The sequence below is a fragment of the Micromonospora sp. URMC 103 genome (assembly GCF_051386435.1).
In the GTDB taxonomy this organism is placed as follows: Bacteria; Actinomycetota; Actinomycetes; order Mycobacteriales; family Micromonosporaceae; genus Micromonospora.
This window is the reverse complement of sequence record NZ_JBPQTR010000005.1, coordinates 177,321-202,671: the sequence shown is the minus strand read 5'-3', so window position 1 is coordinate 202,671 and position 25,351 is coordinate 177,321. Positions and strand designations below refer to the sequence as shown.

General features: G+C 73.6%; 19 protein-coding genes. 11 read left to right on the top strand and 8 right to left on the bottom strand.

Annotated features, from left to right (window positions below; translation table 11 throughout):
• Nucleotides 1–344: 344 nt before the first annotated feature.
• Genes iolD through iolC form a run of 4 tightly spaced genes read right to left on the bottom strand, consistent with a single transcriptional unit; the run spans nt 345 to nt 4,955 of the window.
• Complete coding sequence (gene iolD / locus ACSNOA_RS14220) at nt 345–2,189, bottom strand: 3D-(3,5/4)-trihydroxycyclohexane-1,2-dione acylhydrolase (decyclizing) (protein WP_436658566.1); 1,845 nt, start codon at nt 2,187–2,189, stop codon at nt 345–347.
• A complete protein-coding gene (gene iolB / locus ACSNOA_RS14215) occupies nt 2,177–3,091 on the bottom strand; it encodes a 5-deoxy-glucuronate isomerase (RefSeq protein ID WP_436658564.1) in 915 nt (304 codons plus the stop codon). The genes iolD and iolB overlap by 13 nt, the downstream gene beginning before the upstream one ends.
• The gene (locus ACSNOA_RS14210) at nt 3,088–3,975 is read right to left on the bottom strand and encodes a Cgl0159 family (beta/alpha)8-fold protein (protein WP_436658562.1); all 888 of its coding nucleotides are present in this window, start codon (nt 3,973–3,975) and stop codon (nt 3,088–3,090) included. The genes iolB and ACSNOA_RS14210 overlap by 4 nt, the downstream gene beginning before the upstream one ends.
• Complete coding sequence (iolC, locus tag ACSNOA_RS14205; RefSeq protein WP_436658561.1) at nt 3,972–4,955, bottom strand: 5-dehydro-2-deoxygluconokinase; 984 nt, start codon at nt 4,953–4,955, stop codon at nt 3,972–3,974. The genes ACSNOA_RS14210 and iolC overlap by 4 nt, the downstream gene beginning before the upstream one ends.
• 182 nt (nt 4,956–5,137) lie before the next feature.
• Here iolC and ACSNOA_RS14200 point away from each other — a divergent pair, with 182 nt between their 5' ends.
• The 9 genes from ACSNOA_RS14200 (at nt 5,138) to ACSNOA_RS14160 (ending at nt 16,356) form a co-directional block, all read left to right on the top strand.
• Nucleotides 5,138–5,875 (top strand): GntR family transcriptional regulator, encoded by a 738-nt coding sequence (locus ACSNOA_RS14200; protein ID WP_436658559.1) that lies wholly within the window; start codon nt 5,138–5,140, stop codon nt 5,873–5,875.
• A gap of 151 nt (nt 5,876–6,026) precedes the next feature.
• Nucleotides 6,027–7,424 carry an extracellular solute-binding protein gene (locus tag ACSNOA_RS14195; protein WP_436658558.1) on the top strand — a complete coding sequence of 466 codons (1,398 nt, stop codon included), beginning with the start codon at nt 6,027–6,029 and terminating at the stop codon, nt 7,422–7,424.
• A gap of 4 nt (nt 7,425–7,428) precedes the next feature.
• Nucleotides 7,429–8,346: a carbohydrate ABC transporter permease gene (locus ACSNOA_RS14190; protein WP_436658557.1), complete on the top strand. Its 918-nt coding sequence runs from the start codon at nt 7,429–7,431 to the stop codon at nt 8,344–8,346.
• The gene (locus ACSNOA_RS14185; protein ID WP_436658556.1) at nt 8,343–9,224 is read left to right on the top strand and encodes a carbohydrate ABC transporter permease; all 882 of its coding nucleotides are present in this window, start codon (nt 8,343–8,345) and stop codon (nt 9,222–9,224) included. Before ACSNOA_RS14190 ends, ACSNOA_RS14185 begins: the two co-directional genes overlap by 4 nt.
• Complete coding sequence (locus ACSNOA_RS14180) at nt 9,224–10,357, top strand: ABC transporter ATP-binding protein (protein WP_436658555.1); 1,134 nt, start codon at nt 9,224–9,226, stop codon at nt 10,355–10,357. The genes ACSNOA_RS14185 and ACSNOA_RS14180 overlap by 1 nt, the downstream gene beginning before the upstream one ends.
• Nucleotides 10,358–10,359: 2 nt before the next feature.
• Complete coding sequence (locus ACSNOA_RS14175; protein ID WP_436658553.1) at nt 10,360–11,568, top strand: CehA/McbA family metallohydrolase; 1,209 nt, start codon at nt 10,360–10,362, stop codon at nt 11,566–11,568.
• The gene (locus ACSNOA_RS14170; RefSeq protein WP_436658551.1) at nt 11,559–12,470 is read left to right on the top strand and encodes a sugar phosphate isomerase/epimerase family protein; all 912 of its coding nucleotides are present in this window, start codon (nt 11,559–11,561) and stop codon (nt 12,468–12,470) included. Before ACSNOA_RS14175 ends, ACSNOA_RS14170 begins: the two co-directional genes overlap by 10 nt.
• Complete coding sequence (locus ACSNOA_RS14165) at nt 12,467–13,615, top strand: Gfo/Idh/MocA family protein (protein WP_436658550.1); 1,149 nt, start codon at nt 12,467–12,469, stop codon at nt 13,613–13,615. The genes ACSNOA_RS14170 and ACSNOA_RS14165 overlap by 4 nt, the downstream gene beginning before the upstream one ends.
• Nucleotides 13,612–16,356 (top strand): hypothetical protein, encoded by a 2,745-nt coding sequence (locus ACSNOA_RS14160; RefSeq protein ID WP_436658548.1) that lies wholly within the window; start codon nt 13,612–13,614, stop codon nt 16,354–16,356. Before ACSNOA_RS14165 ends, ACSNOA_RS14160 begins: the two co-directional genes overlap by 4 nt.
• Nucleotides 16,357–16,453: 97 nt before the next feature.
• On the opposite strand, the gene ACSNOA_RS14155 is transcribed toward ACSNOA_RS14160, so the two are convergent.
• On the bottom strand, nt 16,454–18,373 hold the full coding sequence (locus tag ACSNOA_RS14155; protein ID WP_436658546.1) for a GTP-binding protein: 1,920 nt from the start codon (nt 18,371–18,373) through the stop codon (nt 16,454–16,456).
• Nucleotides 18,374–18,618: 245 nt separating this feature from the next.
• Here ACSNOA_RS14155 and ACSNOA_RS14150 point away from each other — a divergent pair, with 245 nt between their 5' ends.
• A complete protein-coding gene (locus ACSNOA_RS14150) occupies nt 18,619–19,581 on the top strand; it encodes a hypothetical protein (RefSeq protein ID WP_436658545.1) in 963 nt (320 codons plus the stop codon).
• 213 nt (nt 19,582–19,794) lie between these two features.
• Here ACSNOA_RS14150 and ACSNOA_RS14145 read toward each other — a convergent pair whose 3' ends face one another.
• Nucleotides 19,795–20,253 carry an SRPBCC family protein gene (locus ACSNOA_RS14145; RefSeq protein WP_436658544.1) on the bottom strand — a complete coding sequence of 153 codons (459 nt, stop codon included), beginning with the start codon at nt 20,251–20,253 and terminating at the stop codon, nt 19,795–19,797.
• Nucleotides 20,250–20,612: an ArsR/SmtB family transcription factor gene (locus ACSNOA_RS14140; RefSeq protein WP_436658542.1), complete on the bottom strand. Its 363-nt coding sequence runs from the start codon at nt 20,610–20,612 to the stop codon at nt 20,250–20,252. Before ACSNOA_RS14140 ends, ACSNOA_RS14145 begins: the two co-directional genes overlap by 4 nt.
• Before the next feature lie 191 nt (nt 20,613–20,803).
• Between ACSNOA_RS14140 and ACSNOA_RS14135 the strand changes: the two genes are divergently transcribed.
• Nucleotides 20,804–21,232, top strand: a complete 429-nt coding sequence (locus ACSNOA_RS14135; RefSeq protein ID WP_436658541.1) for a hypothetical protein — start codon at nt 20,804–20,806, stop codon at nt 21,230–21,232.
• Nucleotides 21,233–21,298: 66 nt separating this feature from the next.
• On the opposite strand, the gene ACSNOA_RS14130 is transcribed toward ACSNOA_RS14135, so the two are convergent.
• On the bottom strand, nt 21,299–25,246 hold the full coding sequence (locus ACSNOA_RS14130; protein ID WP_436658538.1) for a ThuA domain-containing protein: 3,948 nt from the start codon (nt 25,244–25,246) through the stop codon (nt 21,299–21,301).
• Nucleotides 25,247–25,351 lie beyond the last annotated feature (105 nt).

The window sequence follows — 25,351 nt, the reverse complement described above, 5'->3', positions numbered from 1 at the left end:
CTGACCGCCGGGTGGACGCCGCGGCATCGCCGAAGTGCGCAGCATCACTGGTTGGTGATCGTGCGGTGGCGGTCGGTGAACTGGGATCATCCTCAGCGCCGCAATGTCGTCTGTCAATCCTCTGACGACACCGTCAGCCGCCCGGTCACGTTGCGCCGGCCGAGCGGCCAGATCCCCTCGTCGACCGGTCGCGTCAACGGTGCGCGGCGCCGTCGTCCTCGAGGATCCGTGGTCACGGTCGCCCCGACACCGACCCACGCGGCCAGCCCCAGGCCGTCGCCGAGCACGCCGACCACGGCCCAGAGCAACGCCCCCGCGGCGGGCCGGAGACGGCGGCCGCGAGGTCAGACCGGGCCCAGGTGGTTGCGCCGGGTCTTGCGGCCGGCCTCGTACCCGGCGCGGGCGGAACGCGCCGCGTCGGTGGTGGACACCTCGGCGACCGGGACGTCCCACCACGCGCCGCCCTCCGGGCCGGCCTCGAGGCGGTCGGTCTCCACGTGGATGACTGTCGTGTGCGCGGCGGCCCGCGCGGCCGCCAGCGCGTCGCGCAACTCCGCCGTGGTGCCGGCCCGGATCAGCGCGGCGCCGAAACTCGCGGCGTTGGCGCCGAGGTCGACCGGCAGCCGGGCGCCGGACCGGTCGGTGTAGGCGGTGCCGAGCCGCTGGGCGCCGACGCTCTCGGACAGCCGCCCGATGGAGGCGAAGCCCTGGTTGTCGACGAGCACCACGATCAGCTTGACCCCGTCGGCGACCGCGGTGACCAGCTCACTGGGCAGCATGAGGTACGAGCCGTCGCCGACGAGCACGAAGACCTCGCGATCCGGCGCGGCCAGCTTCACCCCGATCCCGCCGGCGATCTCGTAGCCCATGCAGGAGTAGCCGTACTCGACGTGGTAACTCTTCGGGTCCACGGCGCGCCACAGGCGGTGCAGGTCGCCCGGCATCGACCCGGCCGCGCAGACCACCACGTCGCGGGGTCCGGCCGCGTCGTTGACCGCGCCGATGACGGCGGTCTGGCTGGGCCGCGCGTCCGGCGCCGACCGCCGGGCCGCCTCGGCCACGGCCGCCCACCGCCGCGCCAGCCCCGCGATCTCGGTGCGGTACGCCGGCTCCGTCGCCCACCCCGCGCAGGCGGTGTCGAGCGCCGCCAGGCTCTCCCGCGCGTCGCCGACCACCTGCGCTCCGGACAGCTTCGCGGCGTCGAAACCGGTGACGTTCAGGTTGACGAATCGGGCGCCGTCGCCGAAGAGCGTGCCGGAGGCCGTGGTGAAGTCGCTGTACCGGGTGCCCACCCCGATCACCACGTCGGCGCCGGCGGCCACCGCGTTCGCCGCCGTGGTGCCGCTGACGCCGATCGCCCCGAGCGCCAGGGGATGGTCGTACGGCAGGGCGCCCGTGCCCGCCTGCGTCTGCGCCACCGGCACCCCGTGCGCCTCGGCGAAGGCGCCCAGCGCGTCACACGCCCCGCTGTAGATCACCCCACCCCCGGCGACCAGCAGCGGCCGGCGCGCCGCCGTCACGAGCCCGGCGGCCCGGGCCACGGCCGCGTCGTCGGGGCGGGACCGCGGCACGTGCCACACCCGGTCGGCGAACAGCTCGTCGGGCCAGTCGTACGCCTCGGCCTGCACGTCCTGCGGGAGCGCGAGGGTGACGGCGCCCGTCTCCACGGGATCGGTGAGCACCCGCATGGCGGCCAGCAGCGCCGCCGGGAGCTGCTCGGGGCGGTTGATCCGGTCCCAGTACCGGGAGACCGGTCGCAGCGCGTCGGTGACGCTCACGTCGTACGAGCGGGGATCCTCCAGCTCCTGCAACACCGGGTTGGCCACGCGGGTGGCGAAGATGTCGCCGGGCAGCAGCAGCACCGGCAGCTTGTTGATCGTCGCCCCGGCCGCGCCGGTCACCAGGTTGGTGGCGCCCGGCCCGATGGAGGTGGTGCAGGCCAGCGTGCTCAACCGGTCGGTCATCCGGGCGTACGCGGCGGCCGTGTGCACCATGCCCTGCTCGGTGCGGCACAGGTGGTACGGCAGGTCCACGTCGGTGCTGGCGAGCGCCTCGCCGATCCCGGCGACGTTGCCGTGGCCGAAGATGCCGAAGCAGGCGGGGACGAGCCGCCGCCGCGCACCGTCGCGTTCGGACCACTGCCGCGCCAGGAACGTCACCACGGCCTGCGCCACCGTCAGTCTGGGCATCCCGCCTCCCGGGTCGTCGGGCCGGCCAGCGGCAGCCGCGGGTCGACCGGCTGGTCGGTCCAGCTCTCCCGGATCCAGCCGTGCCGCGGGTCGTCCACGCACGCCATCGTCCGGGCCGACCCGGGCCCGGCCAGCACGTTGAGGTAGTACAGGTCGTAGCCGGGAGCGGCCATCGACGGGCCGTGGTAGCCGTACGGGACCAGGACCACGTCCCCGGCGCGCACCTCGGCGAGCACGTCGATCGGCCGGCGGTCGGTGCCGTAGACCCGCTGGTAGCCGACCGGGCCGGCCGGGTCGCCGGGCACCCCGCGCGCCACCTCGAAGTAGTAGATCTCCTCGAGTTCCGCCTCCGCCGTGCCGTCGTCGTGCCGGCGGTCCTCCTCGTGCTTGTGCGGCGGGTACGACGACCAGTTTCCGCCGGGGGTGAGCACCTCGACGGCGAGCAGCCGGTCGCAGTCGAAGGCGTCCGGGGCGCAGAAGTTGTTGACCTGCCGGCTGGCGGGGCCGGCGCCGCGCAGCTCCACGGGCACGTCGCGGGCCGCGCCGTAGCGCGGTGACAGCCGGCGGGTGGCCCGCGCCGACGGCAGCGCGAAGCGGCCCTCCCCCTCGACGGTGACGGTGGCGTCGCGGGGCAGGTAGGCGAAGTCGGTGACGGCGGCGAAGACGGACGGGCGGCCGGCCAGCGCGAAACGCGCGCCGTCGCAGTGGACGGTCGCCGCGCCGGCCAGCGGCAGCACCAGCATCTCCTCGGCGTCGGTGGCGAAGGTGACCGTTCCGCCGGGTGGCAGGGTGAGCACCCGCAGGCCGGCGTAGCGCCAGCCGGCCCGCTCGGGGGTGACCTCGAGCGCCCAGGGCACCCGGGCGGTGCCGCCCCAGGGCAGGTGCGCGTCGGCGGTCCTCACGCGTCCTGCCCGGTGGGCAGCAGGGCGCCGGCGAGGTCCACGGCGGCGGCCACGTCGTCGTCCGGCGGGTAGAGCAGCGCGCGGCCCACCACGAGTCCGCGTACGCCGGGCAGTCGCAGCGCCCGCTCCCAGCGCGCGTACACGACGTCGGGCGCCTCCACCGGGTCGCCGCCGAGCAGCAGCACGGGCAGGGTGGTCGCGGCCAGCACCGGCTCCATGTCGTCGATCGCCGGCAGCTTCAACCAGGTGTACGCGCTGGTGGCGCCGAGGGCCTGGCCGACGCTGACGCCCTTGATGACGGCCTCGGGCCGCAGGTCGGTGTGCACCCGACCGTCGGTACGCGACACCCACAGCGGCTCGACGAGCGCCACGGTGCGGTGCGCCGCGAGGTCGGTGACCGCCCGCGCGCACGCCTGGAGGGTGGACGCGGTGCCGGGGTCGTCCGGGTCGATGCGGCAGAGCATCTTGCCCCCGTCGTAGCGCATGGCGGCGATGCTGTCGGCGTCGTACGCCGTGAACCGGTCGTCCAGCTCGAAGGTCGCGCCGGAGATGCCGCCCCGGTTCATCGACCCGATCGCCAGCCGATCCTCGAGCGCCCCGAGCAGCAGCAGGTCCTCCAGGATGTCGGGCGTGCCGAGCACGCCGTCGACGCCGGGGCGGGACAGTGCCAGGCGCAGCCGGTCGAGCAGCTCGGCGCGCCCGGCCATGGCCATCGGCCGGTCGCGGACCGCGAGGGAACCCCGGGCCGGATGGTCGGCCGCGATGATGAACAGCGGTCGTCCCGGCTCCGGCCACTGCCGGCGGGCGCGGCGTGCGGCCGCCTCGGCGATCGCCTGTGGCCGGTGGGCGCGGGTGCGGGTCAGCGTGTCGTACTCGGTGCTCACCGGTCTTCTCCTCCCCCGGCGCCGGTGCGCGACGCCGGTTCCGGCTCGACGGTCTGGAGCAACGCCAGGGTCTCGGCCTGGTCCGGCATGGCCGCGGAGCACGCCAGCCGGGAGGCCACGATCGCGCCGGCGGCGTTGGCGAAGCGCAGCGTCCGCCGCAGCGGCCAGCCGCGCAGCAGCCCCAGGCAGAGCGCGCCGCCGAACGCGTCGCCGGCGCCGAGCCCGTTGACCACCGGCACCGGCACGGGTGGCACCCGGACGGTCTCGGTGGCGGTGCGGGCCAGCACCCCGCCGGGGCCGAGCTTCACCACGGCGAGCCGGGGTCCCCGGTCGAGCAGCAGCGCGGCCGCCCGCTCGGGGTCGCGGGTGCCGACGGCCACCTCCACCTCGTCGAGGTTTCCCACGGTGACCGTGACCCGCGGCAGCACCTCGGCGATCGCGGCGGTGGCGGCCGCGGCGTCGGGCCAGAACATCGGCCGGTAGTCCAGGTCCAGCACGGTGTGCGGGCGGCCGGCGCGGACGGCCAGCGCGGCGGCGTGCGCGGCCCGGCTCGGCTGCTGGCACAGGCCGGTGCCGGTGAGCCAGAAGACGCGGGCGGCGGCGATCGCGTCGGTGTCCAGCTCCTCGGGGCGGATCTGGAGGTCCGGCGCGGTGGGGGTGCGGTAGAACCAGAGCGGGAAGTCGTCGGGCGGGAAGATCTCGCAGAACGTGACGGGCGTGGGCAGCCCGTCGACGGGCTGCACCTGGCTGTCGTCCACCCCGAACTCGCGCAGCGCCCGGTGCACGTACGCGGCGAAGGCGTCGGCCCCGGTGCGGGTCACGACCCCGGCGCGCAGGCCCTGGCGGCTGGCCGCGACGGCCACGTTGGTGGGGCTGCCACCGAGGAACTTGCCGAACGTCTCCACCTCGGCCAGCGGCCTGCCGACCTGCAGCGGGTAGATGTCCACCCCGACCCGGCCGATCGTGAGCACATCCAGCATGCGGCGTCCTCCGTCCCGGCCGGCACGGCGTGCGCGTCGGCGCTGTCCATTGGTAACAGCGCCGCTGAGTTGTGTCAATGTGTTGTCATGACATCCGTCCCCTGCGGTGGGTGACCGTTTCGGTACAGTGACGTCCGTCGTCGTGCCCCCGATAACCCGCGTTCTGCGAGCGAGGAGATGCCGTGAGCGGCCCCGACATCGCGGTCGACCGGAGCAGCCCGGTCCCGCTCTACTTCCAGGTCGCCGAACAGTTCGCCGCGGCCATCCAGCGCGGCGAGCTGGCCCCCGGCGACCGGCTCGACAGCGAGTTGCAGCTCGCGGACCGGCTCGGCCTGTCCCGGCCCACCGTCCGGCAGGCGATCCAGCACCTCGTCGACAAGGGGCTCATCGTGCGCCGCCGGGGCGTCGGCACGCAGGTGGTGCGGGGCGAGGTACGCCGGGCTGTCGAGCTCACGAGCCTGCACGACGACCTGGTGCGCGCCGGGCAACGGCCGTCCACCTCGGTGCTGGAGCTGGCCACCGTGGCGTGCCCGGCCGCCGTGGCCACCGCCCTCGACGTGCCCACCGGCAGCGAGGTGTGGCACCTGCGACGGCTGCGGTTCTCCGACGGCGATCCCCTCGCCGTGATGGAGAACTGGCTTCCCGCCGATCTCGTCCGGCTCAGCCTCGACGCGCTGCAGGCCCGGGGCCTGTACGCCATCCTGCGCGCGGGCGGCATGCGGATCCGCGGCGCGCACCAGCGGATCGGCGCGCGGGCCGCCACGGCCGCCGAGGCGCAGATGCTCGGCGAGCGGCGGGGCGGCCCGCTGCTCACCATGACCCGCACCGCGTACGACGACCAGGGGCGCTACGTCGAGCACGGCGCGCACATCTACCGGGGCACCCGCTACTCCCTCGAGGTGACCGTCGCGGAGCGGTGACGGTGCTGTTCCGCGTTCAATTCAGTGACAGGTATTTACGTCGTCAGGCTGTCATGACATTGTGGCCGCTAAGCACGCCGGCCTGTGACCTGCGGCCGGCGGGCGACCCGCGAGTCTCTTCGAAGTCTCTCCTTGCGAAGGGAAGCAGCCCATGTCAGCCAAGCCGAGACACGCGGCGGGCGTGCTCGCCGCGTTCACCGCCGTCGCCCTCGCCGCCACGGCGTGCGGCGACTCGTCCGAACCTGCCGGCAAGGACGCCAAGAACATCACCCTCACCATCGCGGCCAACTCCATCGTCGGCGGCAAGAGCTCCGCCGGCGCCGAATGGATCCAGAACTGGGTCATCCCCCGGTTCGTCGAGGCCCAGAAGGCCAAGGGCGTCACCGCGAAGGTCACGTTCGCGCCGAGCGGCGTCGACGACGAGCAGTACAAGACCAAGCAGGCTCTCGACCTGCGCTCCAAGGGCGGCGCCGACGTCATCGCGCTGGACGGCATCTGGGTGGGCGAGTTCGTCCAGGCCGGCTACCTCAAGCCGCTGTCCGACGTGGCCGGCTCCGAGGTGGACTCCTGGGAGGGCTGGTCGCAGATCCCGGAGACGGTGCAGGGCCTCGGCTCGTTCGAGGGCAAGCGCTACGGCATCCCGCTCGGCACCGACGGCCGGGTCCTCTACTACAACAAGAAGCTGTTCACCCAGGCCGGCCTGCCGGCCGAGTGGCAGCCCACGAGCTGGCAGGAGATCCTCGACGCCGGCGTCAAGCTCAAGGCGCTGCCCGGGGTGACCCCCATCCAGATCAACGCCGGGACGGCGATGGGCGAGGCCACCAGCATGCAGGGCGCCCTGCCGCTGCTCGCCGGCGCCGGGGGCGAGATCTACAAGGACAACAAGTGGGCCGGCGCCACCCAGCCGGTCCGGGACATGCTCGACTTCTACACCAAGGTCTACGGCGGCGGCCTCGGCGACCCGAAGCTCCAGCAGGAGGCGAAGGGCCGCGACAAGTCCTTCGCCGAATTCGCGGCCGGCAAGATCGGCATCCTCGCCGAGGGCGACTACTTCTGGCGCAGCGTCGTCAACCCGAAGGGCGGCATCGCCAAGATGGCCGACCGCGACACCACCGTCGGCTACGCGATGATCCCCGCCAAGCAGCCGGGCGCCGGCCTCCGCGGGCAGGACTTCGTGAGCATGTCCGGCGGCGGCGTACGGGTGCTCAACCCGAACTCGAAGTTCCCGTCGCAGGCGTGGGAGCTGCTGTCGTTCATGCACTCGGCGGAGGGCGTGAAGGCCGAACTCGCCGGCGAGAAGCGGATCACCGCACGGACGGACGTCAACAAGGAGGTCCTCGCGGGCGACCCGATGCTGAGCTTCATCACCGACAAGGTGCTGCCCGTCACCGCGTACCGGCCGCCGCTGGCCGTCTACCCGCAGGTGTCCGTGGCGCTCCAGGAGGCCACCGCGGACGCGACGGCCGGCAAGAGCGCCGACGAGGCGGCCGCCGCGTACCAGAAGAAGGTCGAAGGGATCGTCGGTGGCCCAGGCAACGTCACCTCCTGAACCGGTGGTGAAGGGGAGGCGCCCGGTCACGGGCGCCTCCCCGGCCCCCGACGCCGCCGGTCTCGGCCGGGCCCGGGCCACCGGGTTCCTCGTGCCGAGCATGGTGCTGATCCTGCTCTTCCTCGTCATCCCGGCCGCCTGGACGATCTACCTGGGCGTCACCAACTACCGGCTCACCGGCCTGGCCGCCGCCAACCCCGAGATCGTCGGCCTGGACAACTACACCCACGCGCTGGGCGACGAGCGGTTCCGCACCTCACTGCTGCTCACCCTCCAGTTCGTGCTCGGTTCCGCGGTCATCGGGCAGGCCGGCCTCGGCTTCGCCATCGCGTACGCGCTGCGCGACCGCCGCGGCCCGCTGCGCCGGGTGGTCGAGGGGTTCGTCCTGCTCTCCTGGATCCTGCCCAGCTCGGTGGTGGCGTTCCTGTGGATCGCGCTGCTCGACCGCGACGGCGGCACCCTCAACACGCTGCTCGGCATCCCCGGCACCGCGTGGCTGCTCGACCACCCGATGCTGTCGATCATCGTCTTCAACACCTGGCGCGGCACCGCGTTCTCGATGATGCTCTACGCGGCGGCGCTGGAGAACGTGCCCCGCTCCCATCTGGAGACCGCCCGGCTGGCCGGCGCCTCCATGTGGCAGCAACTGCGCGACGTGGTCTTTCCCCGCATCCGCGGGCACGTGCTCACCAACCTGCTCCTGATCAGCCTGTGGACGTTCAACGACTTCGCGCCGTTCCTCATCACGGCGGGCGGACCGGAACAGCGGTCGGAGATCCTGCCGGTCTACGTCTACAAGGTCGCGCTCTCCGGCGGGGAGCTGGGCTTCGGGGCCGCCATCTCGTTCGTGATGCTGCTGATCAACCTGGTCATCGCCCTGGTCTACCTGCGCATGCTCGGCCGGCGGAAGGAGGCCGCGTGAGCACCACCACCGCACCCGCGCCCCACCGGGAGGCACCGGCCGTCGACGGCGGGCACGTCGCCGTCCGCCACGTGCTCGCCCGCATCGGCCGCTACGTCTTCCTCTGCGTCGTGCTCGGGTTCTTCGCGCTGCCGCTGCTCTGGCTGGCCACCGCCCCGTTCGACGAGACGCCCACCATCACCGCGTCGCTGCCGCGGTTCACGCTCGACAACTTCCGGGCGCTGCTCGACAACCCGTACGCGCTCAGCTCGCTGCTCAACTCGGTCTACCTGGCCGCCGGCACGGCCGCGCTCGTGGTGACGTTCGCGGCGCTGGCCGCGTACGCCCTGAGCCGGGTGCGGGTGCCCGGCCGCGACGCGCTGCTCTACGGGCTGCTGCTGCTCTCCTCGATCGTCACCGGCACGGCCACCATGGTGCCCCTGTTCGAGCTGGCCTTCCGGCTCAACCTCATCGACTCCCGGCTCGGCGTCGTCCTGATCCTCAGCGGCGGCCTGTTGCCCGCCGCCATCTTCATCCTCAAGGACTTCATGGACGCCACACCGACGTCCTACGAGGAATCCGCCCGCGTGTTCGGGGCCAGCCCGCTGCAGATCGTGCGGCACATCGTGGTGCCGCTGGTCCGGCCCGGCCTGGCCACCGTCGGCGTGTGGGCCGTCGCCAACGTCTGGGGCAACTTCCTCGTGCCGTTCCTGCTGCTGCGCGGCCCGGAGAAGGCCCCCGCCGCCGTGATCATGTACACCCTCTACACCGAGGGCGGCCAGGCCGACCTGCGGCTGCTCTCGACGTTCTCGCTGCTCTACTCGCTGCCGGTGGCGCTCATGTTCGTCTTCGTCAGCAGCCGGTACGGATTCCGCTTCCACGGAGGGATCAAGCGCTGATGTCCGCCATCACCATGCGCGAGCTGACCAAGGTCTACCCCAACGGGGTACGCGCCCTGGACGCCCTCGACCTGGAGATCGCCGACGGCGAGTTCTTCGCCCTGCTCGGCCCGTCCGGCTGCGGCAAGACCACCCTGCTACGCACCATCGCCGGCCTGGAGCTCGCCTCCGGTGGCAGCGTGCACATCGGCGACCGGAACGTCACCGGTCTGCCGCCCGGGAAACGCGACGTGGCCATGGTCTTCCAGGACTACGCCCTGTTCCCGCACATGACGGTGCGGGACAACATCGCGTACCCGCTGCGGATCAAGAAGGTCGACCGCCGCGGCCGCGGCGAGAAGGCCGCCGAGACCGCCGAGGAGCTGGGCCTGTCCGCGCTGCTGGACCGCCGCCCGGGGCAGCTCTCCGGCGGCCAGCAGCAGCGGGTCGCGCTCGCCCGGGCGATGGCGTGCTACCCGCAGGTCTTCCTGCTCGACGAGCCGTTGTCCAACCTGGACGCCCGGCTCCGACTGGAGGCCCGCACCTTCCTCAAGCGGCTGCAACGCGAACTCGGCGTCACCACCGTGTTCGTCACCCACGACCAGGCCGAGGCGCTCGCCCTCGCCGACCGGATCGCCGTCATGGAGGGCGGCCGGATCCGGCAGGTCGGCACGCCCGCTGACGTGTTCCGCCGGCCCGCCAACACCTTCGTGGCCGGGTTCATCGGTTCGACGCCGATGAACCTCGTCGACGCCGAGGTCCGCGACGGCCACCTCGTGGTGGCCGGCACCCCGCTGCCGGTGCCCGACGACGTTGCGGTCGTCGACGGCGAGAAGCTCGTCTACGGCGTACGACCCGAGTACCTCGACCACAGCGCCGAGCCCACGCCGGGCGCCCTGCACGGGCAGGTGGTCGTCGTGGAGAACCTGGGCAGCTTCTCGCTGGTCTCCCTCGACCTGAACGCCACCGGCGACACCGACGCCCCCACCGTGCAGGTCGTGGTGCCCGAGGGGCGGGAGCCGCAGCCGGGCGACGCCGGCTGGGTGGTGCCCCGGCCCGGCCGGTCACTGCTCTACCGGGACGGCGAACTCGTCACCCCCGCACCGGCACCGGCCGTTCCCGCCGCCCGCGCCGCCTCCGCCGCGGAGCAGTGACCGTGGCCGTGCACCGCGGCCGGTGGACCCTCGCCGACCGCGCCGACGGCGTCCTGCGTGCCCTGCCCGTCACCGTGCCGCCGGGCGCCGCCGCGCTCACCGTACGACTCGCGTACCCGCGCGAGGCCGGTGTGCTCGACCTCGGGTGCGTCGGGCCGGACGGCTTCCGCGGCTGGTCCGGCGGCGCCCGCGACGAGTACACGATCAGCGCCGGCTGGGCCACCCCCGGCTACCTGCCCGGAGAGCTGGAACCCGGGGAGTGGCAGGTGCTGCTGCGGCTGCACCGGATCCCGCCCGGCGGGCTCCCGTACGAGGTGACCGCCACCACCGCCACCAGCGCTCCGCCGGCGCCGCCCGGGCCGGCGGCCCCACCCCGGCCGGAACGACCGCCCCGGCGCGCGCTGCCCGGTGTGGACGGCCGCCGCTGGCTCGCGGGCGACCTGCACGCGCACACCGTCCACAGCGACGGGACGAGCACCATCGACGAGCTGGCCGCGCTCGCCGCCGGTCGGGGCCTGGACTTCCTGGCCGTCACCGACCACAACACGGTGAGCCACCACCCGTGGCTGCCCGCGGCCTCCGCCCGGTACGGCACCACTCTCGTGCCGGGGCAGGAGGTGACCACCGACCGGGGGCACGCCAACGTGTTCGGCCCGGTCGGCTGGGTCGACTTCCGCGAGCCCGCCGACGAGTGGCTCGCCGCCGTCGAACGGGCCGGCGGGCTGATGTCGATCAACCACCCGCTCGGCGGCGACTGCGCCTGGCGGCAGCCACTCACCACCCGCACCCGCCTGGCCGAGGTGTGGCACTCCGGCTGGTGGGACCGCACCTGGGGCGCTCCTCTCGCCTGGGCGCGGGCCTGGCGCCCCGACGTGGTGCCGGTGGGCGGCAGCGACTTCCACCGCCCCGGCGACGACGCGCTCCCCGGCTCCCCCACCACCTGGGTGCTGGCCGACACGGACCGGCCGGTCGAGACCGCGGTGCTCGACGCGCTGCGCGTCGGCCGCACCGCCGTCTCCGCCGGCCCGGACGCGCCGCTGCTGCTCCGCCTCGGCGACGACCTGCTGGCCCTGGACGCGGACGGCGCGCTGCTCGGCTACCCCGACGGACGCCACCGACTGGTCCGCGGCGACCGGTGCCGGTTCCCGGCCGGCGACGGCCTGCACGTCCTGGAGTCCCACCGCATGGAGGTGATCGCACTGTGCAGCTGACCGGACGCACCCGGGTGGCGGGCGCACCCGTCAACCACGGCATCTACCGGCCCGACGAGCCGGAGTTCGGCGCCGAGGATCTGCTGGCGTCCCTGGCCGGGGACGGGTACGACGGCATCGACTCCGGACCGATCGGCTACCTCGGCACCGGCGACACCCTGGCCCGTCGCCTGTCCGCGGCGGGTCTCGGGCTCGCCGGCGGCTGGGTCGACCTGCGTTACGACGACCCGGACGGGTTCGCGGCCGACCTCGCGGGGCTCGACGCGGCGCTCGACGCGTTCACCGCGGTGCCCGTCGACGACTCCCGCTTCGCGCCCCGTCCGACGCTCGCCTGCCCGGGCGACCCGTTCCGGATGGCCCGGCCGGGCGTCCCCCGCGACGCTGGCTCGGGCCTGGCGGCCGACGCCTGGCGGGGCTTCGCCGCCCGCGTCCAGCGGGCCGCCGACCGCTGCCGCGAACGCGGCCTGGAACCCGTCTTCCACTACCACCTCGGCACCGTCGTCGAGAGCGAGGCCGAGGCCGACCGGCTGCTCGACCTCACCGACATCGCCGTCTGCCTGGACACCGGTCACCTCCTGCTGGCCGGCGGCGACCCGGTGTCGGCCGCCCGTCGCTGGGCCGGCCGGATCGGCCAGGTCCACCTCAAGGACGCCGACCTCGCGGTCCACGAACAGGTCCGCGCGGCCGGCGGCGGGCTCACCGACGTGGTGGCCGCCGGCGGGTTTTGCCCGCTCGGCGCCGGCGACGTCGACTTCTCCGGCGTCCTCGCCGCCCTCGACGAGACCGGCTACACCGGCTGGCTGGTCATCGAACAGGACGCGCCGGCGCGGGGCCGCGACCTCGACCGCACCCGCGCCGACCAGGCCGCCAACCTCCGCTGGCTCGACGGGGTACGGCGATGACCGAGGCGGGCAAGCGCATCCGGATCGCCGTGGCCGGGCTGGGCGTCATCAGCCGTACGGTGCACCTGCCGCTGCTGCAACGCCGCGGCGACCTGTTCGACGTCGTGGCCCTCTGCGACCTCTCCCCCACCCGGGCCGCCGAGCTGGGTGGCCGGTACGGCGTCCACCCCACCCGCCGCTACACCGACGCGCCGGCCCTGCTCGCCGACGGCGGGTACGACGCCGTGCTGCTCGCGACCTCCGGCTCCCACGGCGACCTGGCCGCGCAGGCCCTGCGTGCCGGCCTGCCGGTGCTCTGCGAGAAGCCGCTCGCCTACACGCGCGCCGAGGCGGACCGGCTGGCCGAGCTGGGCGGCGGGACGCCCGCGCTGATGGTCGGCTACATGAAGCAGTACGACCCGGCGGTCGCCGAGGCCGCCCGGCTGCTCGACGAGGTCGGCGGCCCCGAGCGGGTGCACGCCGTCGAGGTGACCGTGCTGCACTCCGGCAGCGACCGGCAGCTCGCCTTCGCCAACCTGCCGCCGTTCCCGGGTGACCTGCCGGCCGGTGAGGTCGCCCGTCTGCGCGCGGCCGACGCCGCGCTGCTCGACGCGGCCGTGGGCACGGACCGGAGCGCCCGCACGCTCTACCAGATCCTCATCAACAGCGTCTGCCACGACCTGTCCCTGCTGCGGCTGTTCACGGGCCCGCCGGCCACCGTCGAGCACGTGGCCACCTGGCCCGTACGTCCCGACGGTCCCGCCGAGCCGTCGGTGGAGGTCAGCGGGACGCTCCCCGGTGGGGGCCGGTACGGCATCCGCTGGCTCAACCTGCCCGACTACCCGGCCTACCGGGAGATCGTGACCGTGCACCACGCGCGCGGCTCGCTGGAGCTGGTCTTCCCGTCGCCGTACCTGCTCAACGCGCCGACCGCGCTCACCGTGGTCGACGCGCACGGCGGGGGCGAGCGACGGGCGGTGTTCCGGTCGGTGACGGAGGCGTTCGAGCAGCAGCTGGTCGCGTTCCACGCGATGGTCACGGCGGGCGCGGCCCCGCTCACCGGCGTCGCGGAAGGCGCGGCGGACGTACGGACCAGTCAACAGGTGGTGCGCCGCTACGGTGAGCTGACCGGGGCGGCGATCGGCGGAGAGGCGGCGGGCTCATGACGCGACCGACCGAGATCATCGTGGTGCCGCACACCCACTGGGACCGCGAGTGGTACGAGCCGTTCCAGCGGTTCCGGCTGCGGCTCGTGGCTCTGCTCGACGACGTGTTCGAGCGGATGGCGCACGACGAGCGGCAACGGTTCACCCTCGACGGCCAGCTCGCGGCCGTCGACGACTACCTGGAGGTCCGCCCCGAGCGGCGCGACCAGGTCGTGGCCCTCGTCCGCGCGGGACGGCTGGCCGTCGGCCCGTGGCAGATCCTGCTCGACGAGTTCCTGTGCAGCGGCGAGAACATCGTGCGCAACCTGGAACGCGGCCTGGCCCGCAGCGCCGACCTCGGCGGGGCCATGCCGGTCGGCTACCTGCCCGACATGTTCGGCCACGTCGCGCAGATGCCGCAGATCCTCGCCGGAGCGGGCCTCGCCCACGCCTGCGTGTTCCGCGGTGTCCCGGCCCGGGTGCGGACGCACGCGTTCGCCTGGCAGGCCCCGGACGGCACCGCCATCCGCACCGAGTACCTGCCCGGCGGGTACGGCAACGCGGCGGGGCTCATGGACGACCCCGCCCTGGTCACCCGCCGGGCCACCGACCTGGCCGCGAAACTTGCCGCCTGGCGTCCCGAGGGCGACGGATCGCCGGTCCTCGCCATGTACGGCACGGACCACGCGGCGCCCGCCCCGGACGCGCCCGACCTGCTCGCCGCCGCCGACGTCGACGGGGTCGCGCTGCGGCTCGGCACCCTCGCCGAGTACTTCGCCACCCAGCCCGACACCGTCGACGGCCTCGCCGTCGTGCGCGGTGAGCTGCGCTCGCACGCGCGAGCCAACATCCTGCCCGGCGTCATCTCGGTGCGGGCGCACCTCAAGCAGGCGATGGGCCGCGCCGAGCGCCGCGTCGAGCGGTACGCCGAACCGCTCGCCGCGCTGTTCCACGACCCGTCGGTGCAGCGCTTCCTCGACATGGCGTGGAGCCGGCTCATCGACGCGAGCTGCCACGACTCGGTGACCGGGTGCGGCTGCGACGAGACGGCCGACCAGGTGGCCGCCCGCCTCGCCGAGGCCGACCAGCTCGGCCGGGCGGTCTGCGACCTCGTCGGCGCCCGGCTCGCCGCCACCGTGCCGCACGACGGGTACCTGCTGTTCAACCCGAGCCCGACGCCCCGGCCGGCGCTCGTGCGCCTCGACGTGGAGGCGCACGGCGACGCGGTGGCGCTGGCCACGGCCGACGGCGTGACCGTACCGGCGCAGGTCCTCGACCGGGCCCGGACGCTGCTCGCCGACGATCTCGTGCCGGCCGCCGACCTGCCGGCGGTGCTGACCCGTGTGCACGGCACCGAGCTGTACGGCCAGGAGGTCGCCCGCTGGTCGGTGTCGCCGGCCGACGCCACCCTCACGTTCGAGGTGGCCCGGCACGGCGACCCGACCTTCGACGTGGAGGACGTCCGCCTGGCGCTGGCCGGCGCCGCGCACGTCGACCGGTGGCGGGTCCGCATCGTGGCGGCGCCCCGGGCGACCGTCGCGGCGCGGGTCGACCTGCCCGCGCTCGGTCACACGGCCGTGCGGCCCGTGACCGGTCCGGCGCCGGACCCGGCGGACGCGGTGCGCGTGGTCGACGACCGGGTCCTGGACAACGGGCTGCTCCGCGTGGACGTCGCCGAGGACGGCACCCTGCGACTCACCACCCCGGACGGCGTCCGCGTGGAGGGCGTGGGGCGCATCGTTGACGGCGGCGACGTGGGCGACAGCTACAACTACGCGCCGCCCGCCGCGGACGAGCTGGTCGACAAGCCCCGCGCCGTACGCGTCGTGCCCCGCCGCCGGGGTCCGCTGGTGGCCATCCTCGACGTGGTGCGCGAGTACCGCTGGCCGGTGGCGGCCGACGTGGACGCCGGATCCCGGGCCGTGGACCGGGAGACGATCGTGGTGGGCACCCGGGTCGAGCTGCGCGCCGGCGAGCGGTTCGTGCGGCTGCGGGTCGAGTTCGACAACCGCTGCGACGACCACCGCGTACGCCTGCACCTGCCGCTGCCCTCGCCGGCCTCCGTCTCGTACGCCGAGGGGCAGTTCGCGGTCGTGGAGCGCGGGCTGACCGCGGAGGGCGGCGGCGGTGAGGTGCCGCTGCCGACGTTCCCGGCATCCGGGTTCGTGGCCGCGGGCGGGCCGGACGGGGCCCTCGCGGTGCTGCTCACCCAGCCCACCGAGTACGAGCTGACCGACTCCGGGCGGGAGCTGGCCGTCACCGTGCTGCGGTCGATCGGCATGCTGTCGCGCAACCGGCACGCGCTGCGCGACGAGCCCGCCGGCCCGCAGGTGCCGACCCCGCAGGCGCAGTGCCGTGGGCGGCGCGACGTCGAGCTGGCGGTGCTGCCGTTCCGCGGCGACTGGCACACCGCGGGCGTGATCGAGGCGACCGAGACGTTCCGGCACGAGCCGGTCGCCTTCGCGGGCAGGGCCGCACCGGCCACCGCCCTGCCCGCGCCGGTCACCGGGCTCACCGTGACCGGCACGGGAGTGGCGCTCACGAGCGTCCGGGACCGGGCGGGCCGGATCGAGGTGCGGGTGGTGGCCGAGGCCCCGGAGGCGACCACGGCGGTCATCGGGGCGGGTCGTTCCGTGCGCGCCGCGTGCCGGGCCGACCTGCTGGGCCGGCCCGGCGAGCCGCTGACCGTCGACGCCGACGGCCGGCTCCGGCTGCCGCTGCGCGCCTGGGAGATCGCCACAGTCCAGCTCGACCTGGCCTGACGGCGATCCCGGCGCGGGCGCCCGCTCGTCCGCCGGTCGACCGGTGATCAAGAGCTTTGCGTCGCGCAGGCCGCGATTCCTGACGCAAACCTCTTGATCACGCCACCGGCGGCTCGCCGCGGACCGGCCGGTGGTGGTCGAAGGTGGACTCGAAGATCCCTTCGCCGCGGGTCAGCGCGGGCAGGCGGCGTTCCACGGCGTGCACCTGCCGTGCCGGCACCACCCCCTCCACCACGGCCGACCCGCCCTGGTTGATGGTCGTGTGCGGCACCGCGTCCAGGCGGGCGAGCACGGACAGCACGGCTGCCAGGACGTCCCCGGGCGCCTCCAGCCGGAACCGGTGCACCGGCTCCTCGACCCGGGTGCCGGCCTGCCGCAGCGCCGCCATCAGCACGAGCGGCGTCAGGTTGCGGAAATCGCCCGCCGTGCTCGACATGCTCTTGTCGAACGTGCCGTGGGAGTGGCTCTGCCGCGCCCAGTACCCGGAGTGCGTCATGGTCACCACGCAGTCGAGGACCGGCCAGCCGTACGGCCCCTGGCGCAACGTCTCCCGCACGGTTTCTTCGACCGCCGTGAAGAACGCCGGCGGCATCGAGCCCAGCTCGACGCCGAGCCGGAACGTCGTCCCGCTGCCGGGGTCGCCCGGCGCCACCCGCAGCCCCACGGTCGCGAGGAACGGGTTCGGTGCCACGCCGATCAGCTCGACGGCCGCGCCGGTGCCGACGAGCCGCTCCACGTGGACGGTCGTCGTCTCGCGGAACGTCACCGGAATGCCGTACTCGTCGGCGAGCGTCGCCTCGATGACCTCCTTCTGCACCTCGCCGTAGAGCGACACGGTGATCTCCCCCCGGACGGCGTCGCGCCGGACGTTGATCAGCGGGTCCTGCTCGGCCAGCTCGCTCAGCGCGGTGTAGAGCGCGGCCTGGTCAGCGCCCCGCGCGGGCGCCACGACGGTCTCCAGGCTGGGCGGGGCGAAGTGCCGGGCGGGCGCCCCGGCGCGCGCCGGGCCCACCCGGTCGCCGATCCGGACGTCGCCGAGGCCGCGCAGCAGCGCGATCCACCCGGCGTGGACCGCGTCGACGCGTACGGTCGACCCGCGGTCGAAGACCTCGATTCCCGTGACCGTGGCGACGCGCCCGCCGACGGGAAGCCGGTCGCGGACGCGGACCGTGCCGTCGAACATCCGCACGTACGCGATCTTCTCCCCCGACGGCGCCCGTTCGACCTTGAAGACCGTTCCGCAGGGCGCGCCGCCCGCGCGCTTCGCGGCCACCGGCAGCAGCTCGGGAAGGGCACCGACCAGGGCGTCCACCCCCGCGCCCGTGATCGCCGAACCGGCGAACACCGGGTGCGCCACCGCCCGGCGGGTCTGCGCCGCGAGGGCGGCCCGCAGCCGGGGGCCGGTGAGCCGGCCCGGATCCTCGACGTACGCCGCGAGCAGCGCGTCGTCCCCGGCGGTGAGCAGGTCGAGCAGCCGATTGGTGAACGCCGGGTCGGTGTCGGGATGCGGCAGGAAACGGGCGTCCGCCGTGCCGGCGGCGTGCACGGCGCCGGTCGCCACGACCGCCGGCGTGAGCCGGGCCGCGACCTCGCGCAGCACCCGGTCGGGGTCGGCCCCCGCTCGGTCGATCTTGTTGACGAAGAGCAGGGTCGGCAGCCGCAGGCGCTGGAGCGTCCGCATGAGCACGCGGGTCTGCGCCTGCACGCCCTCGACGGCGGACACCACGAGCACCACGCCGTCGAGCAGGTCGAGAACACGTTCCACCTCGGCGATGAAGTCCGGGTGACCGGGCGTGTCGATGAGGTTGACCGTGACGCCGTCGACGACGAACGACACCACGGCGGAGCGGATCGTGATGCCGCGTCGCCGCTCCAGCGCGAGGCTGTCGGTGCGGGTCGTGCCGTCGTCCACGCTGCCGATCTCGTCGATGACGCCGACGGTGTGCAGCAGGCGTTCGGTCAGGCTGGTCTTTCCGGCGTCAACATGCGCCAGGATCCCGACGTTGAGAGTTTTCACGAAGCGTCATGTCCTTGGGGTAGGTGAGCGTTCCCGGGCGGTTGGACATGAACGCAGCGCGCATCTCTCGTTTCCTCTCGGTCGGTTGCCGTTGCCCATCCAGTTGATCAGCGCGTCCCGGCCGGGACAACTGATTAAGCCCGGCGCTTCAGGGTGCCGGTGCGGGCCGGCCCGCAGTCGAAGGCGGCCGTCGGCCCCCGCTAGCCTCGGTGGCCGGTGAGATCCCCCGATCGCTGGAGGCGCCCGTGGACCGCGTACTCACGCTCGACGAGGTGGCGACCTGGTCCGGGCCGCCGCTGATCCTCTTCGTCGGCATCGACACCGGCGGGTCCCTCGTCCACACCGTCTTCGACCGGTGGGCCGCGGTGCTGGGACGACCGTGGGTCCTGCGCGGCGTCAATCTGCCGCCGGACACCCCCGCCGCGACCTACCGGCGGCTCGTGCACACCATGCGGGACAACCCGGCGGTCCACGGCGCGGTCGTCACCGCGCACAAGCTCCGCCTCCACCGCGCCTGCGCCGCCGACATCGACGTGGCGGACCCGCTCGTGGGCCTCACCCACGAGGTCAACGCCCTCGCGACCGCCGACGGCACGGTCACCGCGTACGCCCAGGACCCCGTGGCCCTGAGCCACGTCCTGCCCGGCCTGCTTCCCGCCGACCGCGCCGGCCTCGACGTCCTCTGCCTCGGCGCCGGGGGCGCCGCCACCGCGCTGCTGCTCACCCTGCACCTCGACGTCACGGGCGGCGGCGCGGCCCGCCTCACTCCGCCCGCCCGGGTCACGTTCACCGACACCCGCCCGGAGGCACTGGCGGACCTGCGTCGGGTCGCGGACCGGGCGGGCGTCGCGGCGTCGCTGTCGTACGTGGCCGTGAGCGACCTCGCGGACAACGACGCCCTGCTCGCCGGTCTGGCCACCCCGGCGCTCGTGGTGAACGCGACAGGGCTCGGCAAGGACGCCCCGGGAAGTCCGCTCACCGACAAGGCGCCGTTCGGGACGGGCATGGTGGCCTGGGACATGAACTACCGCGGCGACCTGGGCTTCCTTCGTCAGGCCGCCGGCACCGGCGCCCGTCCCGTGGACGGCTGGGACTACTTCGTCGCCGGCTGGGCGGCCGCGCTCACGGCCGTCGCGGCGATCCCGCTCACCGGCGACCTGTTGACCCGGCTCGCCGACGCGGCCGCCGAGAGCCGACCGGGTCGCTGAACGCGCGCTGCCGGCGGCGGAACGGCGCGCGCTGGCGGAACGGCGCGCTGCCGGCGGAAGGGGAAGCCGTGCCGCCTGTCGAGCTGCCCCGGATCTGGGGCAGCTCGACAGCCCCTGAGCCCCGCCCCTGATGGCCGCCCGAGGAGGCCCGGACGGGTCCGGCACCCGCACCGTCGCCGCCGAGCGGAGGGCTGGGCGCGCCGAGCGCCCGCGTCAGCCGGCGGTGCGGGCCGCGTCCAGCTCGGCCGCGAGGGAGTCGAGCTGGGTCGCCGTGCCCTGCTCGCGCCAGGCCGGCTGCTCGTGACCGTCCAGGTACGTCCCCTGCTCGGTCAGCACCAGGTGGGTGCCGTCGCCCTCCGGCGCGAACTCGACAGTGGTGATCGACACGGTCGACAGGGTGTCGTCGAACGACAGGGTGGAGCTGAAGACGATCCGCTCCCCGGCGACGATGTCCTGGTAGCGGACCTCGAAGAGCAGCGCCTTGCCGTCGAACCGGCCCCGCACCCGCTCCCGGCCGCCCACCCGGAAGTCGAGCTCGTGCTCGGCGTCCCGACCGGCGTACCAGCGGGCCTTGACGCCCGGGTCGGCCCAGGCGGAGAAGACGGTGGCGGGCGGTGCCGCGTAGTGGCGTTCCAGGGTGAACGTCGAGTGGATGGTTTCGGACTGGGTCATGGTCGGTCCTCTCCGTGTGTCGGTGGATCGCTGGGGCCGTGCCCGGTCAGCACCTCGTCGAGCCGGTCGAGACGCCGCTCCCAGGTGGTGCGCTGGGCGCCGAGCCAGGTCTCGGCCGCGCGCAGCACGGCCGGCTCCAACCGGCAGGTGCGGACCCGGCCGGCCTTCTCGGAGACGACGAGACCGCTGCCCTCGAGCACCTGGAGGTGCTGGAGGACGGCGGGCAACGACATCTCCAGCGGGCGGGCCAGCTCGCTGACGGACGCCGGCCCGCGTACCAGGCGCTCGACGATCCGGCGCCGGGACGGGTCGGCGAGCGCGTGGAACACCCGGTCCAGCGATCCCTGATGGTTAGGCACATCCTTAACTTTCCACGGTCGCCCACGGAAAGTCAAGCGGTTGCTTAACCATTGCCGTCGCGCCCCGACGCGGCGTTTGCCCTTCCGGGTCGTGGGAAGACCGGCCGGACCGAGCCGGCCGCGCCGACGGGACCGCCGCGGCCGGGGTCGGCGGTGCCGGCTGACCGGGGCAGACCTGAGGAGGAGCGAGGATGACCGCAGGCAGGAGCGCCGTCCCGCCGGGCAGCCGCCCGACCGGGGCCCGGAAGGCCACCGGGGCGAAGAAGGCGCCGATGAGCCGGAAGGCGGCCGCGAAGAAGGTCGCCGCCGCCACGAAGCGGGCCACCGGCGCGAGCGCGGCGAAGTCCCCCGGCGAGAAGCCCACGGCGACCAGCACCCGCGTGGCCCGGAAGAAGGACACCTCCGCCACGACCGCCACGCCCACCCGCAGGCCGACGGCGAAGGCGGCCACCGCGAAGAACGCACCGCCGAAGAAGGCGCCGGCCACGCCGGCCGCGGCCAAGAAGGCCGCGAAGAAGGCGCCGGCCCGCGCCCGCACCACCTCCGCCGCCCCGGCGCCCGCGAAGAAGGCGACCACCATGGAGTCGTTCGGCAACCGGCGTACGGCCCGCAAGGCGTGACGAGGCGGACACGGCAGTGCCGGGTACGGAGGGTGGGTCCTCCGTACCCGGCACGCTCTCTTTCGGTTACAGCTCCCGGACCCGCACGTTGCGGAACTCGATCAGGTCGCTGTTGCTGTGGTTCTGCAGGCCTACGTATCCGCTGAGGAACTGGCGCAGATCCGTGGGCGGGTCACCCGCGCGGGACGACGCCTTGCCCGGCGTGTTGTCGAACTCGTTGATCACCACGCCGTTCCGGATGATCGTGTAGTGCTGGCCGACCACCCGCACCTCGTACTCGTTCCACTGACCCTTCGGGGTCACCCGCGCCTGGGCCAGCGTGTTCGGGTCGAAGTTGTAGATCGAACCGGTCTTCTGCGGCTCACCGGTCGGTCCGTCGTAGATCTGGATCTCGTGACCGCAGTAGATGGCCACCCAGGCCGGTGAGCCCGCGGCCGAGCCGACCCTGCCACACTCGGGCCGCTGGTCGACCGGCTGCCTCGGATCGGGGAACCGGGCGAAGACGCCGGTGTTGGCGTACGTGGAGCCGGTGGAGACGTCCCGGAACTGCAGCCGCAGCGAGAAGTCGGCGAACTCCTTCCCCGCGTACCAGAGCATGCCCAGACCACCGGAGCTGCGGATCGAGCCGTCGCTGCGCAAGCCGAACGACCCGCTGGGCGCCTGCCGCCAGTCGGCGAGCGACTGTGCCGTGCCGTCGAAGATGGCCCGGTAGCCGGGGCTGTTGCCCACGTCCGAGTTCCGGGCCGCCCGGTTCAGGCGGTTGGCGTCCTGCTTGTCGATCTCACCGTCGGCGAGCAGCTGCGCCACCACGTCCTCCACGTGCCGGACGAACTCGGTGTGGTTGGCCCAGTCGCGCTCGTCGTCGATCAGGTCGTTGACGGTGCAACCGCCGCCGACCGCGTAGTTCGCCACCTGGGTGTCGGTGTCGAGCATCCGCACGGTCGAGCGGGTGTCGGGCGCGGAGCAGCCGACGGACGCGGGCAGGACCGTGGTCGCCACCTCGCCGTTGGCGTAGGTCACCTTGAGGGTGACCTGGTAGGAGCCGTAGTCCGCGTACCGGTGGAGCGGGTTGGCCTCGCGCGACACGGCGCTGCCGTCGCCGAAGTTCCACTCCCACGCCACACCGCCGGCCCGGGCGCTGGAGAACTGGATCGCCTTGGGGTCGCTCTGCGCGACGGCCCGCACGCCCGCGTCACTCGGGTTCGGCGTGGCCGGCCCGCCGGTGTAGGCGATCCGGATCAGCTTCTGGTTCGGGTGCAGGCTGAAGAACCCGCCGGCGTAGTCGAGCATGTAGAGGGCGCCGTCGGGCCCGAACTTCGCGTCCATCCACGACTGGAGCTGGTTGCCGCCGCTGCCGGAGCGGATGATGGCGCGCAGGTCCTCGGCGAACGCCGGCGGGCCGTGGCTGTCGACCTTGCTCTTGTCGACGGTCACCGCGATCCGGTTGTTGGCGTTCGACTGGTCACCGATGAACCACTTGTCGTCCCAGTACTCCGGCCACGCCACGCCACTCGTGGTGTCGACGTTCTCCCGCTGGTACGTCGGGCCGTCCATGATGGCCTGCCCGCCGCCCTTGAGGTACGGCTCGGTGAAGGTCTCGTCACCGGGCACGTACGTCGGCAGGCCGCTGCCGTCGGCGCGCTCGGGGAAGACCGGCCCGCCACCCTGCGGCGAGTACCAGATCATGTTGTCGCGGATCGGCGGGAGGTTGACCAGACCCGTGTTGCGCGGCGACTCGTTCTTCGGGTGGTCGCAGTCGTACCAGCCGGTCAGCACGGTCGCGTCGGTGTTGCTGCGGTCCCGGTACGGCTGCCGGTTGCCCATGCAGTACGGCCAGCCCTGGTTGCCCGCGGACTTGATGATCGTGGCCGTCTCGTACTTGGCCGGACCGAGCTCCGGGTTCGGGCCGCCCGCGTCCGGGCCCACCCACGCGGCGGTCAGCCAGTCGTTCACCGGGTCCCAGGCGATCCGGGCGATGTTGCGCACGCCCATCACGTAGATCTCCGGGCGGGTCTTGCCGCCGCCCTCCTCCTGGCCGGTGAACAGGTTGCCCTCGGGGATCGTGTACGTCCCGTCGGGCTCCGGGTGGATGCGCAGGATCTTGCCGTTGAGGTCGTTGGTGTTGCCGGCCGTACGACGGGCGTCCTGGAACGAGGTGCCCTTGTACTCCTGCGTCCAGTTGTTGCCCGAGTAGCCGTCCGAGCCGCCGGAGGAGTTGCTGTCACCGGAGCCGATGTAGAGGTTCCCGGACTCGTCGAACGTCATGCCGCCGCCCGCGTGGCAGCAGCTGTGGATCTGGGTGTCCCAGTGCAGCAGGTCCTTGCGGGTGCTCTGGTCGATCGTCTTGTTCGCGGCGTCGTACGTGAACCGCGAGACGGTCCGCTGGCCGATGCGCCGGTCCCGGTCGATCGACTCGTGCGGCATCCAGTAGACGTAGATCCAGCCGTTCTCCGCGAACTTCGGGTCGAGCGTGATGCCGACCAGACCCTCCTCGTTCTTCACCAGCTCGCTGCCACTGCCCCGGTTGCCCATGACGGCGAGGGTGGTGAGCAGCTTGACCTGGTTGGTCTTCGGGTCCCACTGGTGGATGGTGCCGCAGCCGAGGCCGACGTTGGGGTCGTCCCAGCTGGCGATCGGCCCGGTGGCGCAGGCCGCCTTGCCGATGTAGAACACCGTGCCGTTCGGGGCGATGGTGAGGCCGTGCGGCTCACCGATCTGGTCGAGCTGCCCCGGCTGGTTGGTGGTGGTGAGCCGGTCGATCCGGTAGTTAGAGGCGATCGTCGCCTGGCAGTCACCGCGCACCATGCCGGTGGTCCACTTGATGGCGCCCGTCAGGTGCTTCTGGAACTGGGTGTCGTCGGTCCAGCTGACGGCGGTGCGGCCCATGCCGGTGTAGAACGACCGACCACCGTCGTAGTCCTGGCACCAGGAGATCGGGTGGAAGGGGCCGTTGCCGCTCAGGCCGGCGTCGTACGTGCCCTCCTCGACCTGGGCGACGGTGTGCACCCGGCCGGTCGGGCTCGGGTCCCAGTTGATCCACTGGTCGGACCGCTTCACCGTCAGCGGCATCCCCTTGTTGGCCGGGTGCTGGCGGTCGGTGAAGTCGACGACGGCCGGCTGCACGGTGGCCTCCGGTGGCGGGCCGGAGTCCGGCCCGATCAGCCACAGCTCGGCGAGCTGGATCAGCGGCTCCCCGCTGTTGGCCGTGATGTTGAGCCGGTAGTGCTGGTACGCCTTCGTGTTCGTGAAGGTGTACTGCTTGGTCTGGAACCGCTGCGGGAACGTCTCGTCGGTGCGGGTGTCGAGGTCGGTCCAGGTGCTGCCGTCCTCCGAACCCTGCAGCGTCCAGTTCTTCGGGTCCCGGCCCGGGAAGTCGTTGGCCGACGTGAGCGCGTAGCGGCTCACCACGACCGGCTGCGCGAGCTTCGCGGCCAGCCACCCGGTCGTCGTACGGGCGAGCCACTTGGTGCCGGTCGACCCGTCGATCGCCATGGCCGCGGTCTCGTTCGGCGGGTTCTCCCCACTGGCCGTGGCGGAGACCGGCCTCTCGGCGTTCGGCAGGCCGGCCGCCGGGCGGCTGCCGATCAGCCCGGTGAACCACGAGGAGTTCGGCTGGGCGCGCGCCGCGTCGTGGACGCCGACGAATCCGCCGCCGCCCTTGACGTACGCCTGGAAGGCCGCCTCCTGGGCGTCGTCGAGCGTCACCCCGTTGGCGGACAGGAACACGACGCTGCGGTACTGGGCCAGGTTGGCGAAGGTGAACACGCTCGGGTCGGTGGCCACCTCGACGGTGAAGCCGTTCTGCCGACCCAGCCTGGTGATCGCGTTGGCGGCCCGGTTGACCGGGTCGTCCTGCTGCGCGGCGGGACCGTGGAAGACCAGCACCTTCACCGACGCCGCGGCGGCGGCCCCGGCGGCGGGAACGATGGTGGGCGCCGCCGCGGCGGCGGGCACGGCCAGCGAGCCGAGCGCGAGCGCGGCGCCGGTGGCCAGGGTGAGGAGGCGACGGGACACGCCAGCGCGGCGAGGCCCGGTCGGTACGGGGTCGGGGCGGGCTCCGGTCGGGTGGAACCGGAGTCGCCCGAGCCAAGGGGAGAACCGGGAATGGCGCGGATGAGC

What these genes read in the sequence shown, in the direction of transcription:
- iolD (WP_436658566.1), bottom strand. Translation starts at nt 2,189, where the DNA reads ATGCCCAGACTGACGGTGGCGCAGGCCGTGGTGACGTTCCTGGCGCGG.
- iolC (WP_436658561.1), bottom strand. Translation starts at nt 4,955, where the DNA reads ATGCTGGATGTGCTCACGATCGGCCGGGTCGGGGTGGACATCTACCCG.
- ACSNOA_RS14195 (WP_436658558.1), top strand. Translation starts at nt 6,027, where the DNA reads ATGTCAGCCAAGCCGAGACACGCGGCGGGCGTGCTCGCCGCGTTCACC.
- ACSNOA_RS14180 (WP_436658555.1), top strand. Translation starts at nt 9,224, where the DNA reads ATGTCCGCCATCACCATGCGCGAGCTGACCAAGGTCTACCCCAACGGG.
- ACSNOA_RS14165 (WP_436658550.1), top strand. Translation starts at nt 12,467, where the DNA reads ATGACCGAGGCGGGCAAGCGCATCCGGATCGCCGTGGCCGGGCTGGGC.
- ACSNOA_RS14160 (WP_436658548.1), top strand. Translation starts at nt 13,612, where the DNA reads ATGACGCGACCGACCGAGATCATCGTGGTGCCGCACACCCACTGGGAC.
- ACSNOA_RS14145 (WP_436658544.1), bottom strand. Translation starts at nt 20,253, where the DNA reads ATGACCCAGTCCGAAACCATCCACTCGACGTTCACCCTGGAACGCCAC.
- ACSNOA_RS14135 (WP_436658541.1), top strand. Translation starts at nt 20,804, where the DNA reads ATGACCGCAGGCAGGAGCGCCGTCCCGCCGGGCAGCCGCCCGACCGGG.